This window comes from Aeromicrobium terrae (genome assembly GCF_008039565.1).
In the GTDB taxonomy this organism is placed as follows: Bacteria; Actinomycetota; Actinomycetes; order Propionibacteriales; family Nocardioidaceae; genus Aeromicrobium; species Aeromicrobium terrae.
Genome location: NZ_VDUX01000001.1, coordinates 204,800 through 224,209 on the forward strand (window position 1 = coordinate 204,800; position 19,410 = coordinate 224,209).

The 19,410-nt window shown below is 70.8% G+C and carries 17 protein-coding genes and 1 tRNA gene; 17 read left to right on the forward strand and 1 reads right to left on the reverse strand.

All coding sequences use genetic code 11. The annotated features are described in order from the left end of the window. Window positions 1-146: 146 nt before the first annotated feature. The 15 genes from FHP06_RS16315 (at window position 147) to pyk (ending at window position 17,147) form a co-directional block, all read left to right on the forward strand. Window positions 147-938: an ABC transporter ATP-binding protein gene (locus FHP06_RS16315; protein ID WP_407921270.1), complete on the forward strand. Its 792-nt coding sequence runs from the start codon at window positions 147-149 to the stop codon at window positions 936-938. Continuing rightward, window positions 935-2,758: an ABC transporter ATP-binding protein gene (locus FHP06_RS01050; RefSeq protein WP_147682957.1), complete on the forward strand. Its 1,824-nt coding sequence runs from the start codon at window positions 935-937 to the stop codon at window positions 2,756-2,758. The genes FHP06_RS16315 and FHP06_RS01050 overlap by 4 nt, the downstream gene beginning before the upstream one ends. Window positions 2,759-2,772: 14 nt before the next feature. Then, window positions 2,773-3,111, forward strand: coding sequence for a phosphoribosyl-AMP cyclohydrolase (gene hisI / locus FHP06_RS01055; RefSeq protein WP_222706316.1), 339 nt, complete (start codon window positions 2,773-2,775; stop codon window positions 3,109-3,111). Further along, the gene (locus FHP06_RS01060) at window positions 3,108-3,680 is read left to right on the forward strand and encodes a Trp biosynthesis-associated membrane protein (protein WP_187271729.1); all 573 of its coding nucleotides are present in this window, start codon (window positions 3,108-3,110) and stop codon (window positions 3,678-3,680) included. Before hisI ends, FHP06_RS01060 begins: the two co-directional genes overlap by 4 nt. A gap of 36 nt (window positions 3,681-3,716) precedes the next feature. After that, a complete protein-coding gene (locus FHP06_RS01065) occupies window positions 3,717-3,914 on the forward strand; it encodes an HGxxPAAW family protein (RefSeq protein ID WP_147682958.1) in 198 nt (65 codons plus the stop codon). A gap of 15 nt (window positions 3,915-3,929) precedes the next feature. Next, complete coding sequence (locus FHP06_RS01070; protein WP_147682960.1) at window positions 3,930-4,484, forward strand: RDD family protein; 555 nt, start codon at window positions 3,930-3,932, stop codon at window positions 4,482-4,484. An 84-nt stretch (window positions 4,485-4,568) separates the two neighbouring features. Continuing rightward, on the forward strand, window positions 4,569-5,375 hold the full coding sequence (gene trpC, locus FHP06_RS01075; protein ID WP_147682962.1) for an indole-3-glycerol phosphate synthase TrpC: 807 nt from the start codon (window positions 4,569-4,571) through the stop codon (window positions 5,373-5,375). A 47-nt stretch (window positions 5,376-5,422) separates the two neighbouring features. After that, entirely contained in the window at window positions 5,423-6,649 is a 1,227-nt protein-coding gene (trpB, locus tag FHP06_RS01080; protein WP_147682964.1) for a tryptophan synthase subunit beta, read from the forward strand. 8 nt (window positions 6,650-6,657) lie between these two features. Continuing rightward, on the forward strand, window positions 6,658-7,437 hold the full coding sequence (gene trpA, locus FHP06_RS01085; protein ID WP_147682966.1) for a tryptophan synthase subunit alpha: 780 nt from the start codon (window positions 6,658-6,660) through the stop codon (window positions 7,435-7,437). After that, window positions 7,434-8,288: a prolipoprotein diacylglyceryl transferase gene (gene lgt, locus FHP06_RS01090; protein ID WP_147682968.1), complete on the forward strand. Its 855-nt coding sequence runs from the start codon at window positions 7,434-7,436 to the stop codon at window positions 8,286-8,288. Before trpA ends, lgt begins: the two co-directional genes overlap by 4 nt. Before the next feature lie 20 nt (window positions 8,289-8,308). Next, a complete protein-coding gene (locus FHP06_RS01095) occupies window positions 8,309-8,704 on the forward strand; it encodes a DUF6234 family protein (RefSeq protein WP_147682970.1) in 396 nt (131 codons plus the stop codon). 51 nt (window positions 8,705-8,755) lie between these two features. Then, complete coding sequence (locus FHP06_RS01100; RefSeq protein ID WP_147682971.1) at window positions 8,756-9,469, forward strand: VIT1/CCC1 transporter family protein; 714 nt, start codon at window positions 8,756-8,758, stop codon at window positions 9,467-9,469. A 169-nt stretch (window positions 9,470-9,638) separates the two neighbouring features. Continuing rightward, window positions 9,639-14,114: a glutamate synthase large subunit gene (gene gltB, locus FHP06_RS01105; protein ID WP_230973390.1), complete on the forward strand. Its 4,476-nt coding sequence runs from the start codon at window positions 9,639-9,641 to the stop codon at window positions 14,112-14,114. Then, window positions 14,107-15,570, forward strand: coding sequence for a glutamate synthase subunit beta (locus FHP06_RS01110; RefSeq protein WP_147682973.1), 1,464 nt, complete (start codon window positions 14,107-14,109; stop codon window positions 15,568-15,570). Before gltB ends, FHP06_RS01110 begins: the two co-directional genes overlap by 8 nt. A gap of 86 nt (window positions 15,571-15,656) precedes the next feature. Beyond that, complete coding sequence (gene pyk / locus FHP06_RS01115) at window positions 15,657-17,147, forward strand: pyruvate kinase (protein ID WP_147682975.1); 1,491 nt, start codon at window positions 15,657-15,659, stop codon at window positions 17,145-17,147. A gap of 89 nt (window positions 17,148-17,236) precedes the next feature. Here pyk and FHP06_RS01120 read toward each other — a convergent pair. Next, window positions 17,237-17,320 (reverse strand) — tRNA-Leu (locus FHP06_RS01120). A gap of 28 nt (window positions 17,321-17,348) precedes the next feature. Here FHP06_RS01120 and FHP06_RS01125 point away from each other — a divergent pair. Together FHP06_RS01125 and FHP06_RS01130 are read left to right on the forward strand one after the other, a co-directional pair. Next, window positions 17,349-17,951 carry an ANTAR domain-containing response regulator gene (locus FHP06_RS01125; protein WP_147682977.1) on the forward strand — a complete coding sequence of 201 codons (603 nt, stop codon included), beginning with the start codon at window positions 17,349-17,351 and terminating at the stop codon, window positions 17,949-17,951. 135 nt (window positions 17,952-18,086) lie between these two features. Beyond that, entirely contained in the window at window positions 18,087-19,352 is a 1,266-nt protein-coding gene (locus FHP06_RS01130) for an ABC transporter substrate-binding protein (protein WP_147682979.1), read from the forward strand. The last annotated feature ends 58 nt before the right edge of the window (window positions 19,353-19,410 follow it).

Below are 19,410 nucleotides of genomic sequence, written 5' to 3' on the forward strand. Positions count from 1 at the left end.
CAGCACCCGGCGACGTCGTGCAGGTGGCCTACCTCTTCACCGTCGTCGCGTTCCCGGTCCGGGCCATCGGCTGGGTGCTCGGCGAGCTGCCACGGAGCGTCGTCGGCTGGGACCGCGTGCGCACCGTCCTCGACGCCACCGGTGAGATGCCGTACGGCTCGCGCGAGCTCGACGGCGCCGGTCCGGCGCGGCTGCGCCTCGAGGACGTCCGGTTCGAGTACGAGGCGGGCACGGAGGTGCTCAGCGGCGTCGACCTCGACCTCGAGCCGGGCCGTGTCGTCGCCGTCGTCGGCGCCACCGGAGCCGGCAAGAGCACGCTGACCTCGCTGCTGACCCGGCTCGTCGATCCGGTCTCCGGGCGCGTGCTGGTCGACGAGGTCGACGTCCGCGACCTCACGCACGGCTCGCTCGCCGAGCACGTCGCCGTGGTGCCGCAGTCCACGTTCCTGTTCGACGACTCCGTGCGCGAGAACGTCACGCTCGGTGCCGACGTCCCCGACGACGGCGTCTGGGCCGCCCTCCGCGCCGTGCAGGCCGACGGCTTCGTCTCCGCGCTGCCACGCGGCCTCGACACGCAGCTGGGGGAGCGCGGCACCACGCTGTCCGGCGGCCAGCGGCAGCGCCTCGCCCTGGCGCGTGCGCTGGTCCGTCGGCCACGGCTGCTCGTCATGGACGACGCCACCAGCGCGGTCGATCCCGAGGTCGAGCAGCGCATCCTCGCCGCGCTCGCCGAGCACACGGCCGACGAGGACGGCCCGTCCGTGCTCGTCGTGGCGTACCGCAAGGCCACCATCGCGCTGGCCGACGAGGTGGTGTTCCTGGACGACGGCCGGATCGCCGACCGCGGCACGCACGCCGAGCTGATCGGCCGCTCGGCGGACTATCGCCTCTTGGTGGACGCGTACGACCAGGCTCGGGAAGCGGGTGACCTGGCGTGACGACGAAGACCGAGGAGCGAGTCGTCGATCCACTCGACGCGCAGGAGGCCCGCTCGGCACGGCTCACCGGCCTCGAGATCATCAAGCGCGGCCTGGCGCTGTCGCCGGCCATCAAGGACGGCATCGGCGTCACGCTGCTCCTCGCCATGCTGAGCACCGTGGGCGGCACGGTCGTGCCGATCGTCATCCAGGTGGCCATCGACGCCGGCCTGGGGGAGGGCGGTCACACCGACCGCGGCGAGGTGCACCTCTGGGTCGGCATCGCGCTCGCGCTCATCGCCGTCACCGCGGTGTGCGCCTACGCGATGCGCGTGCGGCTGTTCGTCGCCAGCGAGCGTGGGCTCACCCAGATGCGCGTCCAGGCGTTCCGGCACGTCCACGACCTCTCGATGCTGACGCAGAACGCCGAGCGTCGTGGGGTGCTCGTCTCGCGCGTGACGTCCGACATCGACCAGGTCTCCCTGTTCCTGCAGTTCACCGGGATCATGATCGTCGTCAGCGTCGGGCAGATGATCGTCGCCACGATCGTGATGGCGTACTACTCCTGGCAGCTCACGATCGTCGTGCTCGTGTGCTTCCTCCCGCTCGCGGTCAGCATGAAGTGGTTCGCCGAGCGCCTGAGCCAGGCCTACGACACCGTCCGCCGCACCGTCGGCGAGATGCTGGCGGTCATCGCCGAGCCGGTCGTCGGGGCCTCGGTCGTCCGCTCCCACGCGATCGAGGCTCGCACCCAGCGCCGGGTCGACCACGGCATCGACGCCAACCTGCAGGCCAACGTCAGCGCCCAGCGGCTGGTCGCCGTCACGTTCGCGTCCGCGGGCGTCGCGGGCGGCCTCGCCAACGCGGGCGTCGTCATCGCCGGCGTCGCGCTCGGCGTGGCCGGCGGCCTGTCCATGGGCACGGTCATCGCCTTCGCATTCCTCGTCGGCCTGTTCGTCGGTCCGGTCCAGATCGCCACCCAGGTGCTCACCGAGGCGCAGAACGCCATCGCGTCGTGGCGCCGCGTGATCGACCTGCTCGACACGCCGGCCGACGTCGTCGACCCCGGCTCGTCGGCGCCGCCGCTGCCCGACGGCGTGCTCGGCGCCCGGTTCGACCACGTCACGTTCGCCTACCCGGGCGGACCGGACGTGCTCCGCGACGTCGACGTCGAGATCGCCCCGCGCCAGCGGGTCGCGGTGGTCGGCGAGACCGGGTCCGGCAAGACCACGTTCGCCAAGCTGCTCACCCGGTTGATGGACCCCGTCACCGGCACGGTCTCGCTCGGCGGGTCCGACATCTCCACGGTGTCGTTCGACGAGCTCCGCCGGCACGTGCTGATGGTGCCGCAGGAGGGCTTCCTGTTCGACGCCACGCTGCGCGAGAACCTCCTGTACGGAAAGGCGGATGCCGACGACGCCGCCCTGCTCGCCGTCGTCGACGGTCTCGGGCTCTCCGACTGGTTCGCCACGCTCCCGCGCGGCCTCGACACCCGCGTGGGACAGCGCGGCGAGTCCCTGTCGGCGGGGGAGCGCCAACTCGTCGCCCTGCTCCGCTCGGCACTCGCCGATCCCGACTTCCTGGTGCTCGACGAGGCCACCAGCGCCGTCGACCCGCAGACCGAGCTGCGCGCCACCCGCGCTCTCGAGCGGCTGCTCGAGGGACGCACCAGCGTCACCATCGCGCACCGGCTGTCCACGGCCGAGAACTCCGACCGCGTGCTCGTGTTCGACGCCGGCCGCCTGGTCGAGGACGGCACGCACGCCGAGCTGGTCGACGCCGGCGGGGTCTACGCCCGCCTCCACGCCAGCTGGGTGGCCCAGTCCCGCCTGGATCACTGAGAGAAGATGGACCCGTGACCTCCCTCGATCCCGCCGTCGCCGCACGGCTCAAGCGCGACGCCGACGGCCTGGTGGCCGCCGTCGTCCAGGACGCCGACAGCCGCGACGTCCTCATGGTCGGCTGGATGGACGACGAGGCCCTGCACCGCACGCTCACGAGCGGCCGCTCCACGTTCTGGAGCCGCAGCCGCCAGGACTACTGGGTGAAGGGCGAGACGTCCGGCAACATCCAGGAGGTCCGCGAGGTGCGCCTCGACTGCGACGGCGACACCCTGCTCGTCGTGGTCGACCAGACCGGCCCGGCCTGCCACACCGGCGACCGCACGTGCTTCGACGCCGACCGCCTGCTGTGAACCCTCAGCGCCTGTACGCCCCGATCGTCCTGGCCACGCTCGCGCTCGGCGGCGTCGCGTTCTTCGCCGCGTCCCGCACGTGGATCCACGCCACCGTCCGGGTCCAGGGCCTGCCGAGCGACCCGGTCTCGGTCAGCGGCACCGACGCCGACCCGATCGTGCCCGCGCTCGCGCTCGTCGTCGTGACGGCCGCCCTGGCCGTGCTCGCCGCGTCGCACCGGGTGCGCCGCGTGGTCGGTGTGCTGCTCGTCGCCCTCGGCGTCGGCGGGGCCGTCCTCGTCGCGGTGTCTGGCGGCGCGCTCGACGACGCCCTGGCCGACGCGGTGCGCAGCTCCACCGCGTTCACCGGCAGCAACGAGCCGTCCGGCGACCGTGCGGTCGTCTGGCCCCTCGTCGCCGGGGTCGCGTTCGCCCTCGCCGCGGCGTGCGGCGTCCTGGTCCTGCGGTTCGCCGGGCGATGGCCGACGATGGGCCGCCGCTTCGAGGCACCGCAGGCGCCGGCCTCGACGCCGGAGTCCCCGGCGGATCTCTGGACGGTTATGGACGAGGGCCGCGATCCGACCGAGTAGTCTGAGGCGTCACCACTCGTCCCGAGGAGAAACCGCATGTCGCACGGATCGTCGCCCGCCGCCTGGACCGCAGTGCTCGTCTGCCTGGGTGGCATCACGCTGGCCGGGGTCGCCCTGATCCCCGATCCGCACTGGGTGCTGTTCACCGTGGGCTGCGTGATCACGCTGGCGTCCGGCCTCATCGGCCGCGTCATGGCGGCAGCGGGCCTCGGGGTGCAGCGCATCGATTCCTGATTCTCGGAGGGGAGCATGGCCGTGAGCGTCGAGCCGCGTCCGGTCGAGAAGGCCGCGAGGCCCCGCCGGGTGATTCCTGGCGTCACGGGTCCGGCGGCGCCTCGACACGCACGCTGGGCGCGACGCGCCGGTGCCGCTCTCGTCGACCTGCTCATCTACGGCGTGGTCTCGGGCATCATGACCGGCATCGGCTGGGCGATCTTCCTGTCGTCGTGCGAAGGCACGGTCGACGCCAACAACCTCGTCTGCCTCGGTGACGACCCGTCCCCGTTCGCCAACGTCTTCCTCATCGCGGCGTACGTCGTGCCGGTCGTGGCCGTCCTGCTGAACGCGGTCGTGCTGCAAGGCCTGCGCGGCTACACCTTGGGCAAGGCCGCCTTCGGGCTCCGCGCGGTGCACGGGTCGAGCGGGGCGGTCATGGGGTTCTGGGTCGGCTTCTCCCGCCTCGTGCTGCTCGTCGTGCTGACCGTCGTCACGCTCGGCGTGAACCTCCTGCTCCCGCTCTGGGACAAGGAGCGGCCGACGCTGCACGACCAGGTGCTCGGCACCGCGGTCATCCGCAACGACTAGCACCGCTCGGACAGCCCCGCGAATCGCCCGCCTCGGCCGGGTCTACGCTGGACTGCATACCCGGAGGCCGTCGGAGGAGGGAACATGAGCGTCTTGGACGAGATCCTCGCCGGCGTGGCCGCCGATCTCGAGCAGCGCATGGCGCGCACGTCGCTCGACGACCTCAAGGCCCAGGCCGACCGGCAGAACCCCGCGCTGGACCCGATGCCGGCGTTCCGCGCCGACGGCGTGTCGGTGATCGCGGAGGTCAAGCGCGCCAGCCCGAGCCGCGGTGACCTCGCGCCCATCAAGGACCCGGCCGGCCTCGCCGCCGATTACGCGGCCGGTGGCGCCGCGGCCATCAGCGTGCTCACCGAGGAGCGGCGCTTCGGTGGCACCCTCGACGACCTGCGTGCCGTGCGCGGCCAGGTCGACGTCCCCGTGCTGCGCAAGGACTTCATCACCACGTCATACCAGCTCTGGGAGGCCCGAGCGGCCGGTGCCGACATGGCCCTGCTCATCGTCGCCGCGCTCGAGCAGAACGCTCTGGAGAGCCTGGTCGAGCGTGCCCGGTCCATCGGCCTCACGCCGCTGGTCGAGGTGCACGACGAGGAGGAGGTCGAGCGGGCCGTCGAGGCCGGCGCCGACCTCGTCGGCGTCAACGCCCGGAACCTCAAGACGCTCGAGGTCGAGCGCAGCACGTTCAGCCGGCTGTCCCCGCTCATCCCGGACGGTGTCGTGAAGGTCGCCGAGTCCGGCGTGCGCGGTCCGCACGACGTGATCGAGTACGCCAAGGCCGGTGCGCACGTCGTGCTGGTGGGCGAGTCCCTCGTCAAGGGCGACGACCCGCGCGCCAGCGTGGCCGACCTCGTGGCGGCCGGAGTCCACCCGGCCCTGCAGCACCGATGGTAGGAAGCCCTTCCTCCTCCCTCCTCCCTTCCGACCCTGCAGGATCCGCGATGCCCTACGAACAGCCCGACGCCACCGGCCACTTCGGCCGCTTCGGCGGCCGCTTCATGCCCGAGGCCCTGATCGCCCCGCTCGACGAGCTCGATCGCGCGTGGACCGAGGCCAAGGCCGACCCCGTCTTCACGGCCGAGCTCGACCGCATGCTGCGTGAATACGCGAACGTCCCGAGCCCGCTGTACGAGGCGACCCGGTTCTCCGAGGCGGTGGGTGCGCGCATCCTGCTCAAGCGGGAGGACCTCAACCACACCGGCGCCCACAAGATCCGCAACGTCCTCGGCCAGGCCCTGCTGGCCAAGCGGATCGGCAAGCCGCGGGCGATCGCGGAGACCGGTGCCGGCCAGCACGGCGTCGCGTCGGCCACCGCGTGCGCGTACCTCGACCTCGAGTGCACCGTCTACATGGGCGAGGTGGACACCGAGCGGCAGGCCCTGAACGTCGCGCGCATGCGGATGCTCGGCGCCGAGGTCGTGCCCGTCACCACGGGAAGCCGCACCCTGAAGGACGCCATCAACGAGGCGCTGCGCGACTGGGTCGCCAGCGTCGACCACACGTCGTACCTGTTCGGCACGGCGGCGGGTCCGCACCCGTTCCCGTCGATGGTGCGCGACCTGACCCGTGGCATCGGCGACGAGGCCCGCGCCCAGGTCCTCGAGCTCACTGGGTCTCTGCCCGACGCCGCCGTCGCGTGCGTCGGCGGCGGGTCCAACGCGATCGGCCTGTTCACCGCGTTCGTCGACGACGCCGACGTGCAGCTGCTGGGCGTCGAGGCCGGCGGCGACGGGTTCGACACCGGCCGCCACGCCGCCACGATCACGGCCGGCGACGTCGGCGTCCTGCACGGCGCCCGCTCGTACCTGCTGCAGGACCAAGACGGCCAGACCATCGAGTCGCACTCCATCTCCGCTGGGCTCGACTACCCGGGTGTCGGTCCCGAGCACGCGCACCTGGCCGCCACCGGCCGGGCGCGCTACGTGCCGGCCACCGACGCCGACGCGATGGCCGCGTTCGACCTGCTGTGCAAGACCGAGGGCATCATCCCGGCGATCGAGTCCGCCCACGCCCTCGCCGGCGCCCAGGCGCTGGCCAAGGAGCTCGGCCCGGACGCCACGATCCTGGTCAACCTGTCCGGCCGCGGCGACAAGGACGTCCACACCGCCGCCGAGTGGTTCGGCCTGATCGACGGCCCGGTCGTCCTGGACGAAGGCGTGGAGGAGTGATGACCCGAATGAGCGCCATCGACGAGCTCTTCGAGAAGACCCGCGCCGAGAACCGGGCGGTGCTCGTCGGCTACCTGCCCGCCGGGTTCCCCGACGTGAAGACGTCGATCGCCGCGATCGAGGCGATGGTCTCCGCGGGCGTCGACCTGGTCGAGGTGGGCCTGCCGTACAGCGACCCGGTGATGGACGGCCCGGTCATCCAGGCGGCCGCGGACCAGGCGCTGTCCAACGGCATCCGGACCACCGACGTGCTCGAGGTCGCTCGCGCGTCGGCAGCGACCGGCGCCCCCACCGTCGTGATGACCTACTGGAACCCGGTCGAGCGGTTCGGGGTGGAGCGGTTCGCCGCCGAGCTCGCCGCCGCCGGGGGAGCGGGCCTCATCACCCCCGACCTCGTCCCGGACGAGGCCGCCGAGTGGATCGCCGCCTCCGAGCAGCACGGTCTCGACCGCGTCTTTCTGGTCGCGCCGTCCTCCACCGACGCGCGCCTGGCCCTCACCGCCGACGCGTCGAGCGGATTCATCTACGCCGCGGCCGTCATGGGCGTCACCGGTGCCCGGGAGCAGACCAGCAGCCTCGCGCCCACGCTCGTCGAGCGGGTCCGCGCCGTCACCAGCACGCCCGTCGGCGTGGGCCTCGGCGTGAGCAACGGCGAGCAGGCGCACGAGGTCGCCACCTTCGCGGACGCCGTGATCGTCGGCTCCGCGTTGGTGAAGGCTCTGCACACTGGCGGCATCGACGGCGTCGCCACCCTGGCCGCCGAGCTTCGAGCGGGAGTCGAGAGATGAACACCTTGATCACGTCCATCCCGAGTCCCGCGGAGGGCGTCTGGCACCTCGGGCCGTTCCCGATCCGTGCCTACGCGTTCGGCATCATCATCGGCGCCCTGCTGGCGATCTGGATCGGCGAGCGCCGCTTCCGGGCGCGCGGCGGCCGGCCGGGTCTGATCGGCGACGTGGCCGTCTGGGCCATCCCGTTCGGCATCGTCGGCGCCCGCGTCTACCACGTGGTCACCGACCCGGAGCTCTACTTCGGCGAGGGCAAGAACGCGCTGGACGCCTTCCTGATCTGGAAGGGCGGACTCGGCATCTGGGGCGCCATCGCCGGCGGAGCCGTCGGCGCGCTCATCGCCTGTCGCCGGTACGACGTGAAGTTCTCCGCCGTGGCCGACGCGCTCGCGCCCGGCCTGCTCGTCGCCCAGGCGGTCGGCCGGCTCGGCAACTACGCCAACCAGGAGCTGTTCGGCAAGCCCACCGACCTGCCGTGGGGCCTGGAGATCGACCCGTCGCACCGGCCTGCCGGCTACCTTCAGTTCGAGACGTTCCACCCCACGTTCCTGTACGAGCTCCTCTGGAACCTCGCGGCGGCGGCCCTCCTGATGGCCATCGACCGGCGGGTCAAGCTCACCAACGGCCGGGCGTTCGCGCTCTACGCGATGCTCTACACCGCGGGCCGGTTCTGGATCGAGCAGCTGCGCATCGACGAGGCGAACGACATCGGTCCGTTCCGGCTGAACGTCTGGACCTCCCTCCTGGTGTTCGCCCTGGCCACCGCGTACTTCGTGCGTGCCCGACGGCGGTCGTCGGCCGACGACACGCTGGGCGACGAGCACCCCGTGGAACCGACGGAGGTCGACTGACCCTCGGCTACCCTCGGCGGATGATCGGGGGTCGGGGGGTCTTGCTGGCACGCGGCGCGGGCATCGGCCTCCTGGTGCTGGAGCCGTTGGTGATCCTGCTGCTCTGGTGGCAGTTCCTCGACGTGTACCTGTCGTTCTTCGGCGACACCCGGGAGGCGGAGCCGGGCGACGGTCGGCGGTACCTCGTCACCGCCTCGATCTGCCTGGCCTGCCCGCTCGTCGCCGGGGCGGCCGCGGTGCTGGTGCGGAGCCGGCGCCTGTTCTGGTGGTCGGTGGCCGGGTTGGTCCTCGCCGTCGTGGCGGGCGTGCTGTTCGCCGTGCCGGACGACCGCTTCACGCGGGACGAGCCGACGTATCCGATCGATCCGGGGTACACGCCCTGCTACAGCGGGAGCAACGACTGTCCCGGCGGGTAGGGCAGCCAATCCTTCGATGACGGGGCCGGACCGCCCCAGTACTTTCGAGGTATGGACGAACCCCTGCCCGACACAGGCACGATCGAGCACGAGCACCCGGACGTCACGGGCGGCTGGCTGCGCCCGGCCGTCTTCGGTGCCATGGACGGGCTCGTCTCGAACTTCGCGCTCATCATGGGCGTCACCGGCGGCAGCGACGACACCAAGCCCGTCCTGATCGCCGGGCTCGCCGGTCTCGCGGCCGGCGCCTTCTCCATGGCGGCGGGGGAGTACACGTCCGTCGCCAGCCAGTCGGAGTTCGCACTGGCCCAGATCGAGATCGAGCGCCGCGAGATCATCCGCAACGGTGCGGCCGAGCAGGCCGAGCTCGCCGCCATGTACGTCGAGAAGGGCGTCGAGGAGCACACCGCGCGCGAGGTGGCCGCCCAGATCCACCGCGACGTCGACAACGCCGTCGACGTCCACGCCCGCGAGGAGTTCGGCGTGGACAGCACCGACCTGGCGTCGCCGATGCTGGCCGCCGTGTCGTCGTTCGTCGCGTTCGCGCTGGGGGCTCTCGTCCCGCTCCTCCCGCTGCTGCTCGGCTTCGAGTCGCCCTGGCCGACCGTCGTGCTCTCGCTCGCGGCGCTGTTCGCGTGCGGCGCCGTGGTCACCAACCTGACGAGCCGCACCTGGTGGTTCGGCGGGACGCGCCAGCTCCTGCTCGGCGGCGTCGCGGCCGGCCTGACCTACCTGATCGGCGAGGTCGTCGGCACGGCCGTGTAGTCTGGAGCAGCTGACTAGGGCCAACGACGTCCCCGGTTTCGATGTTTCCGTTCCACCGACATCACCGTGAGGGGCCAGCGTGCAGACTTCAGCCCGCAAGTTCAACGCCTTGCCGCCCGCCCAGGGCCTGTACGACCCGCGCCACGAGCACGACTCGTGCGGCGTGGCGATGGTCGCCACCCTGACCGGCGTCCCGAGCAACGACATCATCACGCAGGGCCTCGCCGCCCTACGGAACCTCGACCACCGCGGTGCCGTCGGCAGCGAGCCCAACAGCGGTGACGGCGCCGGCATCCTCATGCAGGTCCCGGACCGGTTCCTGCGCGGCGTCTCGCCGGTCGAGCTGCCCGAGCTCGGCACCTACGCGGCGGGCATGGCGTTCCTGCCGCTCGACCCCGACGAGGCGCTCGAGGCCCGCACCACGGTGGAGCGGATCGCCGGCGAGGAGGGTCTGAGGATCCTCGGCTGGCGCGAGGTCCCCACCGAGCCGGACATCCTCGGCTCCATGTCGCGTGGTGCGATGCCGTCGTTCTCCCTGCTCTTCGTCACGGCTGCGGGGGAGGAGCGCTCCGGCATCGCGTTGGACCGCCTCGCGTTCTGCATGCGCAAGCGCGCCGAGCACGAGGCCGGCGTGTACTTCCCGTCGCTGTCGTCGCGCACCCTCGTCTACAAGGGCATGCTCACGCCCGAGCAGCTCGACACGTTCTTCCCCGACCTGCGCGACGAGCGCCTGGAGTCGGCGCTGGCGATCGTGCACAGCCGGTTCTCCACCAACACGTTCCCCAACTGGCCGCTGGCCCACCCGTTCCGGTTCATCGCGCACAACGGCGAGATCAACACGGCGATGGGCAACCGCAACTGGATGCGCGCCCGCGAGGCGACGCTCGAGAGTGACCTCATCCCGGGCGACCTCACGCGCCTGTTCCCGATCTGCGACCCGGAGGGCAGCGACACCGCGTCCTTCGACGAGGTGCTGGAGCTGCTGCACCTCGGCGGCCGCGACCTCCCACACGCCGTGATGATGATGATCCCGGAGGCGTGGGAGAACAACGAGACGATGGACCCCGCGCAGCGGGCGTTCTACGAGTTCCACTCCAACGTGATGGAGCCGTGGGACGGCCCGGCGTGCGTCTCGTTCACCGACGGCACGCAGATCGGCGCGGTCCTCGACCGCAACGGCCTGCGCCCGGGCCGGTTCTGGATCACCGAGGACGGCCTCGTCGTGCTCGCGTCGGAAGCCGGCGTGCTCGACATCGACCCGAAGACGATCACCCGCAAGGGCCGTCTGGAGCCGGGCAAGATGTTCCTGCTCGACCTCGCGGAGCACCGCGTCATCGAGGACGCCGAGATCAAGGCCAAGCTCGCCGCGGAGCACCCGTACGACGAGTGGCTGTACTCCGGTCTCGTCCGGTTCGAGGACCTGCCCGACCTCGAGCACATCGTCCACACGCACGCCTCGGTCACCCGGCGCCAGCAGGTGTTCGGCTACACCGAGGAGGAGCTGCGCATCCTCATCGCGCCGATCGCCCGCACCGGCGCCGAGGCCATCGGCTCCATGGGCACCGACACGCCCATTGCCGCGCTCTCGGACCGGCCGCGCCTGCTGTTCGACTACTTCAGCCAGCTGTTCGCGCAGGTCACCAACCCGCCGCTCGACGCCATCCGTGAGGAGGTCGTCACGTCGCTCGCCGGCACGATGGGCCCGGAGACCAACCTGCTGGCCCCGAGCCCGGCGTCGTGCCGCATGCTCCAGCTGCCGTTCCCGGTCATCTCCAACGACGAGCTGGCCAAGATCCGGCACATGAACCGCGACGGCGACATGCCGGGCTTCGCGGTCCACGTGGTGCGCGGCCTGTACGACGTGCACGGCGGGGGAGCGGCCCTGAAGGCGAAGATCGACGAGATCTGCGCCGACGTGTCGCGAGCCGTCGCCGACGGCGCGCGCATCATCGTGCTGTCCGACCGGCACTCCGACGCCGACCTCGCGCCCATCCCGTCGCTGCTGCTGACGGGCGCGGTGCACCACCACATGGTGCGTGAGAAGCTGCGCTCGCAGGCCGGCCTGCTCGTCGAGGCTGGTGACGTCCGCGAGGTGCACCACGTCGCGCTGCTCATCGGCTACGGCGCCACGGCGGTCAACCCGTACCTGGCGCTGGAGTCCGCCGAGGACCTCGCGCGCGAGGGCAACTTCGTGCAGGGCGTCGAGCCGGGCCAGGCGCTGCGCAACCTCGCGTACGGCCTCGGCAAGGGCGTCCTCAAGGTGATGAGCAAGATCGGCGTGTCCACGGTCGCGTCCTACACCGGCGCGCAGATCTTCGAGGCCGTCGGCCTGTCCCAGGAGCTCATCGACGCGTACTTCACCGGCACGTCGAGCAAGCTCGGCGGCGTCGGCCTCGACGTCATCGCCCAGGAGGTCGCGTCGCGCCACGCCAAGGCGTACCCCACGCACGGCATCGTCGGCGACCGCCGCCACCTCGAGGTGGGCGGCGAGTACCAGTGGCGTCGTCAGGGCCCGGAGCACCTGTTCGACCCCGAGACGGTCTTCCGCCTGCAGCACTCCACCCGCTCGGGCCGCTACGACATCTTCAAGCAGTACACGCAGCGCGTCGACGAGCAGTCGGAGCGGCTGATGACGCTGCGCGGCCTGTTCGCCTTCAAGGACGGCGTGCGGCCGCCGGTGCCGATCGAGGAGGTCGAGCCGGTCTCGGAGATCGTCAAGCGGTTCTCCACCGGCGCGATGTCCTACGGCTCCATCAGCCAGGAGGCGCACGAGACCCTGGCCATCGCCATGAACCGGCTGGGCGGCAAGTCCAACACCGGTGAGGGTGGCGAGGACCCCGAGCGCCTGTACGACCCCGAGCGCCGCTCGGCGATCAAGCAGGTCGCGTCGGGACGCTTCGGCGTCACCAGCGAGTACCTCACCAACGCCGACGACCTGCAGATCAAGATGGCGCAGGGCGCGAAGCCCGGCGAGGGCGGCCAGCTGCCCGGGCCCAAGGTGTACCCGTGGATCGCGAAGACGCGGCACTCCACGCCCGGCGTCGGCCTCATCTCGCCGCCGCCGCACCACGACATCTACTCGATCGAGGACCTCAAGCAGCTCATCCACGACCTGAAGAACGCCAACCCGTCGGCGCGCGTTCACGTGAAGCTCGTCGCCGAGATCGGCGTCGGCACGGTCGCGGCGGGCGTGTCCAAGGCCAAGGCCGACGTCGTCCTGATCTCCGGTCATGACGGCGGCACCGGCGCCTCGCCGCTGACGTCGCTCAAGCACGCCGGCGGTCCGTGGGAGCTCGGCCTCGCCGAGACCCAGCAGACGCTGCTGCTCAACGGCCTGCGCGACCGCATCGTCGTGCAGACCGACGGCCAGCTGAAGACCGGCCGCGACGTCGTCATCGCCGCGCTCCTCGGTGCGGACGAGTACGGCTTCGCCACGGCGCCGCTGGTGGTGTCCGGCTGCATCATGATGCGGGTCTGCCACCTCGACACGTGCCCGGTGGGCGTCGCCACGCAGAACAAGGCGCTGCGCGAGAAGTACTCCGGCAAGGCCGAGTACGTCGTGAACTTCTTCCAGTTCATCGCCGAGGAGGTCCGTGAGCACCTGGCGGCCCTCGGGTTCCGCAGCCTCGACGAGGCCATCGGCCACGCCGAGATGCTCGACACCCGCAAGGCCGTCGACCACTGGAAGGCCGACGGGCTCGACCTGTCGCCGATCTTCTACGTGCCCGAGATCGTCGGGGACGCGCCGCGGCACTGCACCACCACGCAGGACCACGCGCTCGACAAGGCGCTCGACGTCGAGCTCATCGCGCTGTCCGAGGACGCCCTCGAGCGCGGCGAGCCGGTGCGGGCCCAGCTGGAGATCCGCAACGTCAACCGCACGGTCGGCACGATGCTCGGCCACGAGGTCACCAAGCGCTACCGCGGCGAGGGCCTGCCGGAGAACACGATCGACTTGACGTTCCTCGGCTCGGCCGGTCAGTCGTTCGGCGCGTTCGTCCCGCGCGGCATCACGCTGCGGCTGGAGGGCGACGGCAACGACTACGTCGGCAAGGGCCTGTCCGGCGGACGGGTCATCGTCCGGCCGCCGCGCGAGGCCCAGTTCACCCCCGAGGCGCAGATCGTTGCCGGCAACGTCATCGGCTTCGGTGCGACGAGCGGGGAGATCTTCCTGCGCGGTCGCGTCGGCGAGCGCTTCTGCGTCCGCAACTCCGGCGTCCACGCCGTCGCGGAGGGTGTGGGCGACCACGCCTGCGAGTACATGACCGGTGGCCGCGTCGTCATCCTCGGCCCCACCGGCCGCAACGTCGCCGCCGGCATGAGCGGCGGCACGGCGTACGTGCTCGACCTCGACGCGTCGCTGGTGAACCCCGACATGGTGGAGCTGCGACCCGTGGACGGCCCCGACGTCACCGACGAGGCCCGCGCCGCGCTGCACGAGCTCGTGCAGAAGCACCACCAGGAGACCGGATCGACGGTGGCCGAGCAGCTGCTCGGCGACTGGGAGCGCGCCCTCGGCCGCTTCACCGAGATCATGCCGGTCAACTACCGCAAGATCCTCGAGGCGCAGGCTGAGGCCGAGGCCGAGGGGTTGTCCGAGGACGACACGACCGCACGCATGATGGAGGTGGCCGCTCGTGGCTGATCCCCGTGGATTCATCACCACCCCCCGCGAGGTCGCGCCTCGCCGTCCCGTCGAGGAGCGCATCCACGACTGGAACGAGGTCTACCCGGGCGGGCTGGGCAAGGCCCTGCTCCCGATCATCAACGAGCAGGCCGGCCGCTGCATGGACTGCGGCATCCCGTTCTGCCACCAGGGCTGCCCGCTGGGCAACCTGATCCCGGAGTGGAACGACCTGGTCTGGCGCGACGACTGGGACGAGGCGATCGAGCGCCTGCACGCCACCAACAACTTCCCGGAGTTCACCGGACGGCTGTGCCCGGCGCCGTGCGAGCCCGCCTGCGTCGTGAGCATCAACCGCGACGCCGTCACCATCAAGAACGTCGAGGTCTCGATCATTGACATGGCCTGGGAGCGGCACAACGTGAAGCCGGAGCCGCCGGAGTGGCTCACCGGGCGCACCGTCGCGGTCGTCGGGTCCGGCCCGGCCGGCCTCGCCGCCGCGCAGCAGCTGACCCGCGCCGGCCACACCGTCGCGGTCTACGAGCGCGACGACAAGGCGGGCGGCCTGCTCCGCTACGGCATCCCCGAGTTCAAGATGGAGAAGATCCAGGTCGACCGCCGCATCGACCAGATGCGTCGCGAGGGCACGGTGTTCCGCACCGGCGTGCAGGTCGGCGAGTCCATCACCGGCCCGCAGCTGCGCGACCGCTACGACGCCGTCGTGCTCGCCATCGGCGCCACGGTCCGTCGCGACCTGCCCGCCCCGGGCCGCGAGCTCGCCGGCATCCACCAAGCCATGGACTACCTGCCCCAGGCCAACCGTGCCGCGCTCGGCGAGGAAGTGGAGGACCAGATCCTCGCCACCGACAAGGACGTCGTCATCATCGGCGGCGGCGACACGGGTGCGGACTGCCTCGGCACCGCCATCCGCCAGGGCGCCCGGTCGATCACCAGCCTGGAGATCATGCCGCAGCCCGGCGAGGACCGGCCCGAGGCGCAGCCATGGCCCACCTACCCGATGATCTTCCGCACCGCGTCGGCCCACGAGGAGGGCGGCGACCGCGTGTACGCCGTCTCCACGAAGGAGTTCGTCGGCGAGGACGGCCACGTCTCCGGGCTGCGCATCGTCGAGGTGGAGCAGAAGGACGGCTCGTTCGTCGACGTCCCCGGCAGCGAGCGGGTCATCCCGGCCCAGCTGGTGCTCTTCGCGATGGGCTTCACCGGCCCGGAGCAGGAGGGCCTGGTCGAGCAGCTCGGCGTCGAGCTCGACGAGCGCGGCAACATCGTGCGCGACAAGAGCTACATGTCCAGTGTCGACGGCGTCTTCGTCGCCGGTGACGCGGGGCGTGGCCAGTCGCTCATCGTGTGGGCGATCGCCGAGGGGCGGTCCGCGGCGGCGGGCGTCGACGCGTACCTGTCGGGCTCCACGAACCTGCCGGCACCGATCCCGCCCACCGCGCGACCGCTCGCGGTATGACGGGACGGCGGCAGGGGGGCCGGGCCCTGGGCGGCAGACGACTCCGTGACTCGCTGGTAACTGGTGTGCGTCGCTAGGGTTGAGTAGTGCGTAGAGCCAAGATCGTCTGCACCCTGGGGCCGGCCACTGACACCTTCGAACGGATCAGGGAGCTGGCCGAAGCCGGGATGAACTGCGCGCGGCTCAACCTGAGCCACGGCACGCACGCCGATCACGAGAAGTCCTACGCCAACGTCCGGCGGGCGTCCGAGGTCTCCGGCAAGGCCATCGCGATCCTCGCCGACCTTCAGGGCCCCAAGATCCGGCTCGGCACGTTCGCCGACGGTCCCGTCGAGCTGGTCGAGGGTGCGACGTTCGTCATCACCACCGACGACGCACCCGGCGACGTCCACCGCTGCTCCACCACGTACTCGGGCCTGCCCGGCGACGTCGGGCCCGGCGACGAGATCCTCATCGACGACGGCCGGGTCCGCCTGCGCACCGTCTCCGTCGACGGCCCCGACGTCACCACCAAGGTCGAGGTCGGCGGCACGGTGAGCAACCACAAGGGCCTCAACCTGCCCGGCGTCCACGTCAGCGTTCCCGCGATGACCGAGAAGGACGGCGAGGACCTCCGCTGGGCCCTGCGCCAGGGCGTCGACTTCGTCGCGCTGTCGTTCGTGCGGTCGGCCGCCGACGTCGAGGACGTCCGCGACATCATGCGCGAGCTGGACGTCCTCCGACCCGTGATCGCCAAGATCGAGAAGCCGCAGGCGGTGGAGAACCTCGACGAGATCATGGACGCCTTCGACGGCGTCATGGTCGCGCGCGGCGACCTCGGCGTGGAGCTGCCGCTCGAAGAGGTGCCGATCGTCCAGAAGCTGATCATCGAGAAGGCGCGGCGCAACGCCAAGCCGGTCATCGTGGCCACGCAGATGCTCGAGTCGATGATCTCCGCGCCCCGGCCCACGCGCGCCGAGGCGTCCGACGTCGCCAACGCGGTCCTCGACGGGGCCGACGCCGTCATGCTCTCCGGCGAGACGAGCGTGGGAGCGTACCCGATCGTCACGGCCCGCACGATGGCCCGGATCATCGAGTCCACCGAGGACCACGGCCTGCCCCGCATGGCGGCGTTCACCTGGAAGCCCAAGACCAAGAGCGGCGTCATCTGCCGGGCCGCGGCCGACGTCGCGGAGGCGATCGACGCGCGCTTCCTGGTGGCGTTCACGACGTCCGGCGACTCCGCCCGACGCATGACGCGCTACCGCTCGCACATCCCGGTCATCGCGTTCACGCCCGACCCGGTCGTCCGCTCGCAGATGGCGCTGAGCTGGGGCGTCGAGGCGTTCCACGTGCCGTACGTCAAGCACACCGACGACATGGTGCTGCAGGTCGACAAGGCTCTGCTGCAGATCGGCCGGTGCGACGAGGGTCAGCAGGTCGTCATCGTCGCCGGCAGCCCTCCCGGCATCCGCGGCTCCACGAACGCGCTGCGCATCCACAACATGGGCGACGCGATCAACAAGGTCGCGCCGGCGTACCACGACCCCGAGCTGGACGAGGACGACATGCTCGGCAACGCCATCCCGCGGTCCTGACTCTGCCGCCCGGTTCGACGCGAAATGTGACGCCCAAGGCGTCAAACCGCGCTCATGACGCCCGGGGCGTCACAGATTGCGCTCGAGGGTGCCGGGAGCGGGACTTGAACCCGCACGCCCTTTCGGACAATGGTTTTTGAGACCATCGCGTCTGCCGATTCCGCCATCCCGGCCTGGATGCGTCGCCGATAACCTTCTCACGTGAGCGAACCGTCCAGCGCAGCAGTCCGACCCCGCGTCGTGATCGCCGAGGACGAGGCGCTGATCCGGCTGGACCTGGCCGAGATGCTGGTCGAGGCGGGGTACGACGTCGTGGCGCAGGCGGGCGACGGCGAACAGGCCGTGGCGCTCACCACCGAGCACCGGCCTGACCTCGTCGTGATGGACGTGAAGATGCCGCGCCTCGACGGGATCGAGGCCGCCTCGCAGATCGCGCGGGAACGGATCGCGCCGGTCGTGATGCTGACCGCGTTCAGCCAGCGGGAGCTCGTCGAGCGGGCACGCGACTCCGGCGCGATGGCCTACCTGGTGAAGCCGTTCACGATCGATGACCTCGTGCCCGCCATCGAGATGGCGATGAGCCGCTTCCGGGAGATCGCGGCGCTCGAGCAGGAGGTCGGCGACCTCACCGAGCGGCTGGAGGCGCGCAAGGCGATCGAGCGGGCCAAGACCGTCCTGCAGGAGTCGCTCGGGCTGTCCGAGCCCGACGCGTTCGGCTGGATCCAGCGCACCGCGATGGACCTGCGGATCTCCATGCACCAGGTCGCCAGGAAGGTCCTCGAGGAGGGCCCGAACCTCGCCTGACGGGCTTGGTTACAAATCGGCTACGAAGCCGATGATGCTGGCGAGCGTGCCCCATCTGACCCCTGGAAAGACTACGTTCAAACCTATTGTTCCTCGGCCCGGCCTGGGCCGATCGACCGAACATCCGGAGGACAGATGAAGCGCAGTACCAAGACCTTGCGCCTCGCTGCCGTAGCCGCAGCAGGTGCACTTGTGCTCGCCGCCTGTGGCAGCGACAGCGACGGTGGCGACAAGGGTGGAGATGGTGGCGACAAGGTCGCCAAGGGTGACGGCACCCTGACGGTGGGCACCCTGTTGCCCTCGACGGGTGACCTCGCCTTCCTCGGCCCGCCGGAGTTCGCGGGCGTCGACCTCGCCGTCAAGGACATCAACGCCGCAGGTGGCGTCCTCGGCAAGGACGTCGTGCAGAGCAAGGCCGACTCCGGCGACGGCACGCCCAAGATCGCGCCCGGCTCGGTCGACAAGCTGCTGTCCGCCAAGTCCGACGTCATCATCGGTGCCGCCAGCTCGAGCGTCTCGCTCAGCGTGATCGACAAGATCATCAACGCCGGCGTCGTCGAGTTCTCGCCGGCCAACACGTCGACCGCCTTCGACACCTACGACGACAAGGGCCTGTACTTCCGTACGGCTCCGTCGGACGTGCTGCAGGGCAACGTGCTCGGCAACCTCGTGCTGAAGAACGGCGCGAAGAACGTCGCCATCCTGGCCCGCCAGGAGGCGTACGGCGAGGCGCTGGCCGACAACGTCGAGAAGACGATCAAGGATCAGGGCGGCAACGTCGCGGCCAAGGTGCTCTACAGCGTCGACGCCACCTCGTACACCTCGGAGATCCAGAAGATCAAGGACGCGAAGCCGGACGCCATCGTCCTCATCGCGTTCAACGAGACCACGAAGATCATCCCGGGCTTCGAGTCCGCGGGCATCGGTCCGAAGGACGTCCAGACCTACTTCGTCGACGGCAACACCGCCGACTACAGCAAGGACTTCCCGAAGGGCACGCTCGAGGGCGTCCAGGCGACGTACCCCGGCGCCGAGCTGAAGGACGACTTCAAGGCTCGGATGCTCGAGGTCAACCCGAAGCTCAAGGACTTCACCTACGGTCCGGAGAGCTACGACGCGACGATCATGTCGGCCCTGGCCGCTGAGGCTGCCAAGAACGACTCCGGCGAGGCCATCGCGTCCGAGCTGGTCAACATCTCGCGCGACGGTGAGAAGTGCACCACGTTCGCCGACTGCGTGAAGCTGATCAAGGAAGGCAAGGACATCGACTACGACGGTGTCTCCGGTCCGGTCGACCTGAACAAGACGGGCTCCCCGTCGAAGGCGACCATCGGCATCTTCGAGTACTCGGCCGACAACACCTACAAGAACACGGAGTACGTCACCGGCGTCGTCGAGTGACCTGTGTTCCCTGCGAAGGCCCCGGCTCCGGCCGGGGCCTTCGTACGTCCGGGGGAGC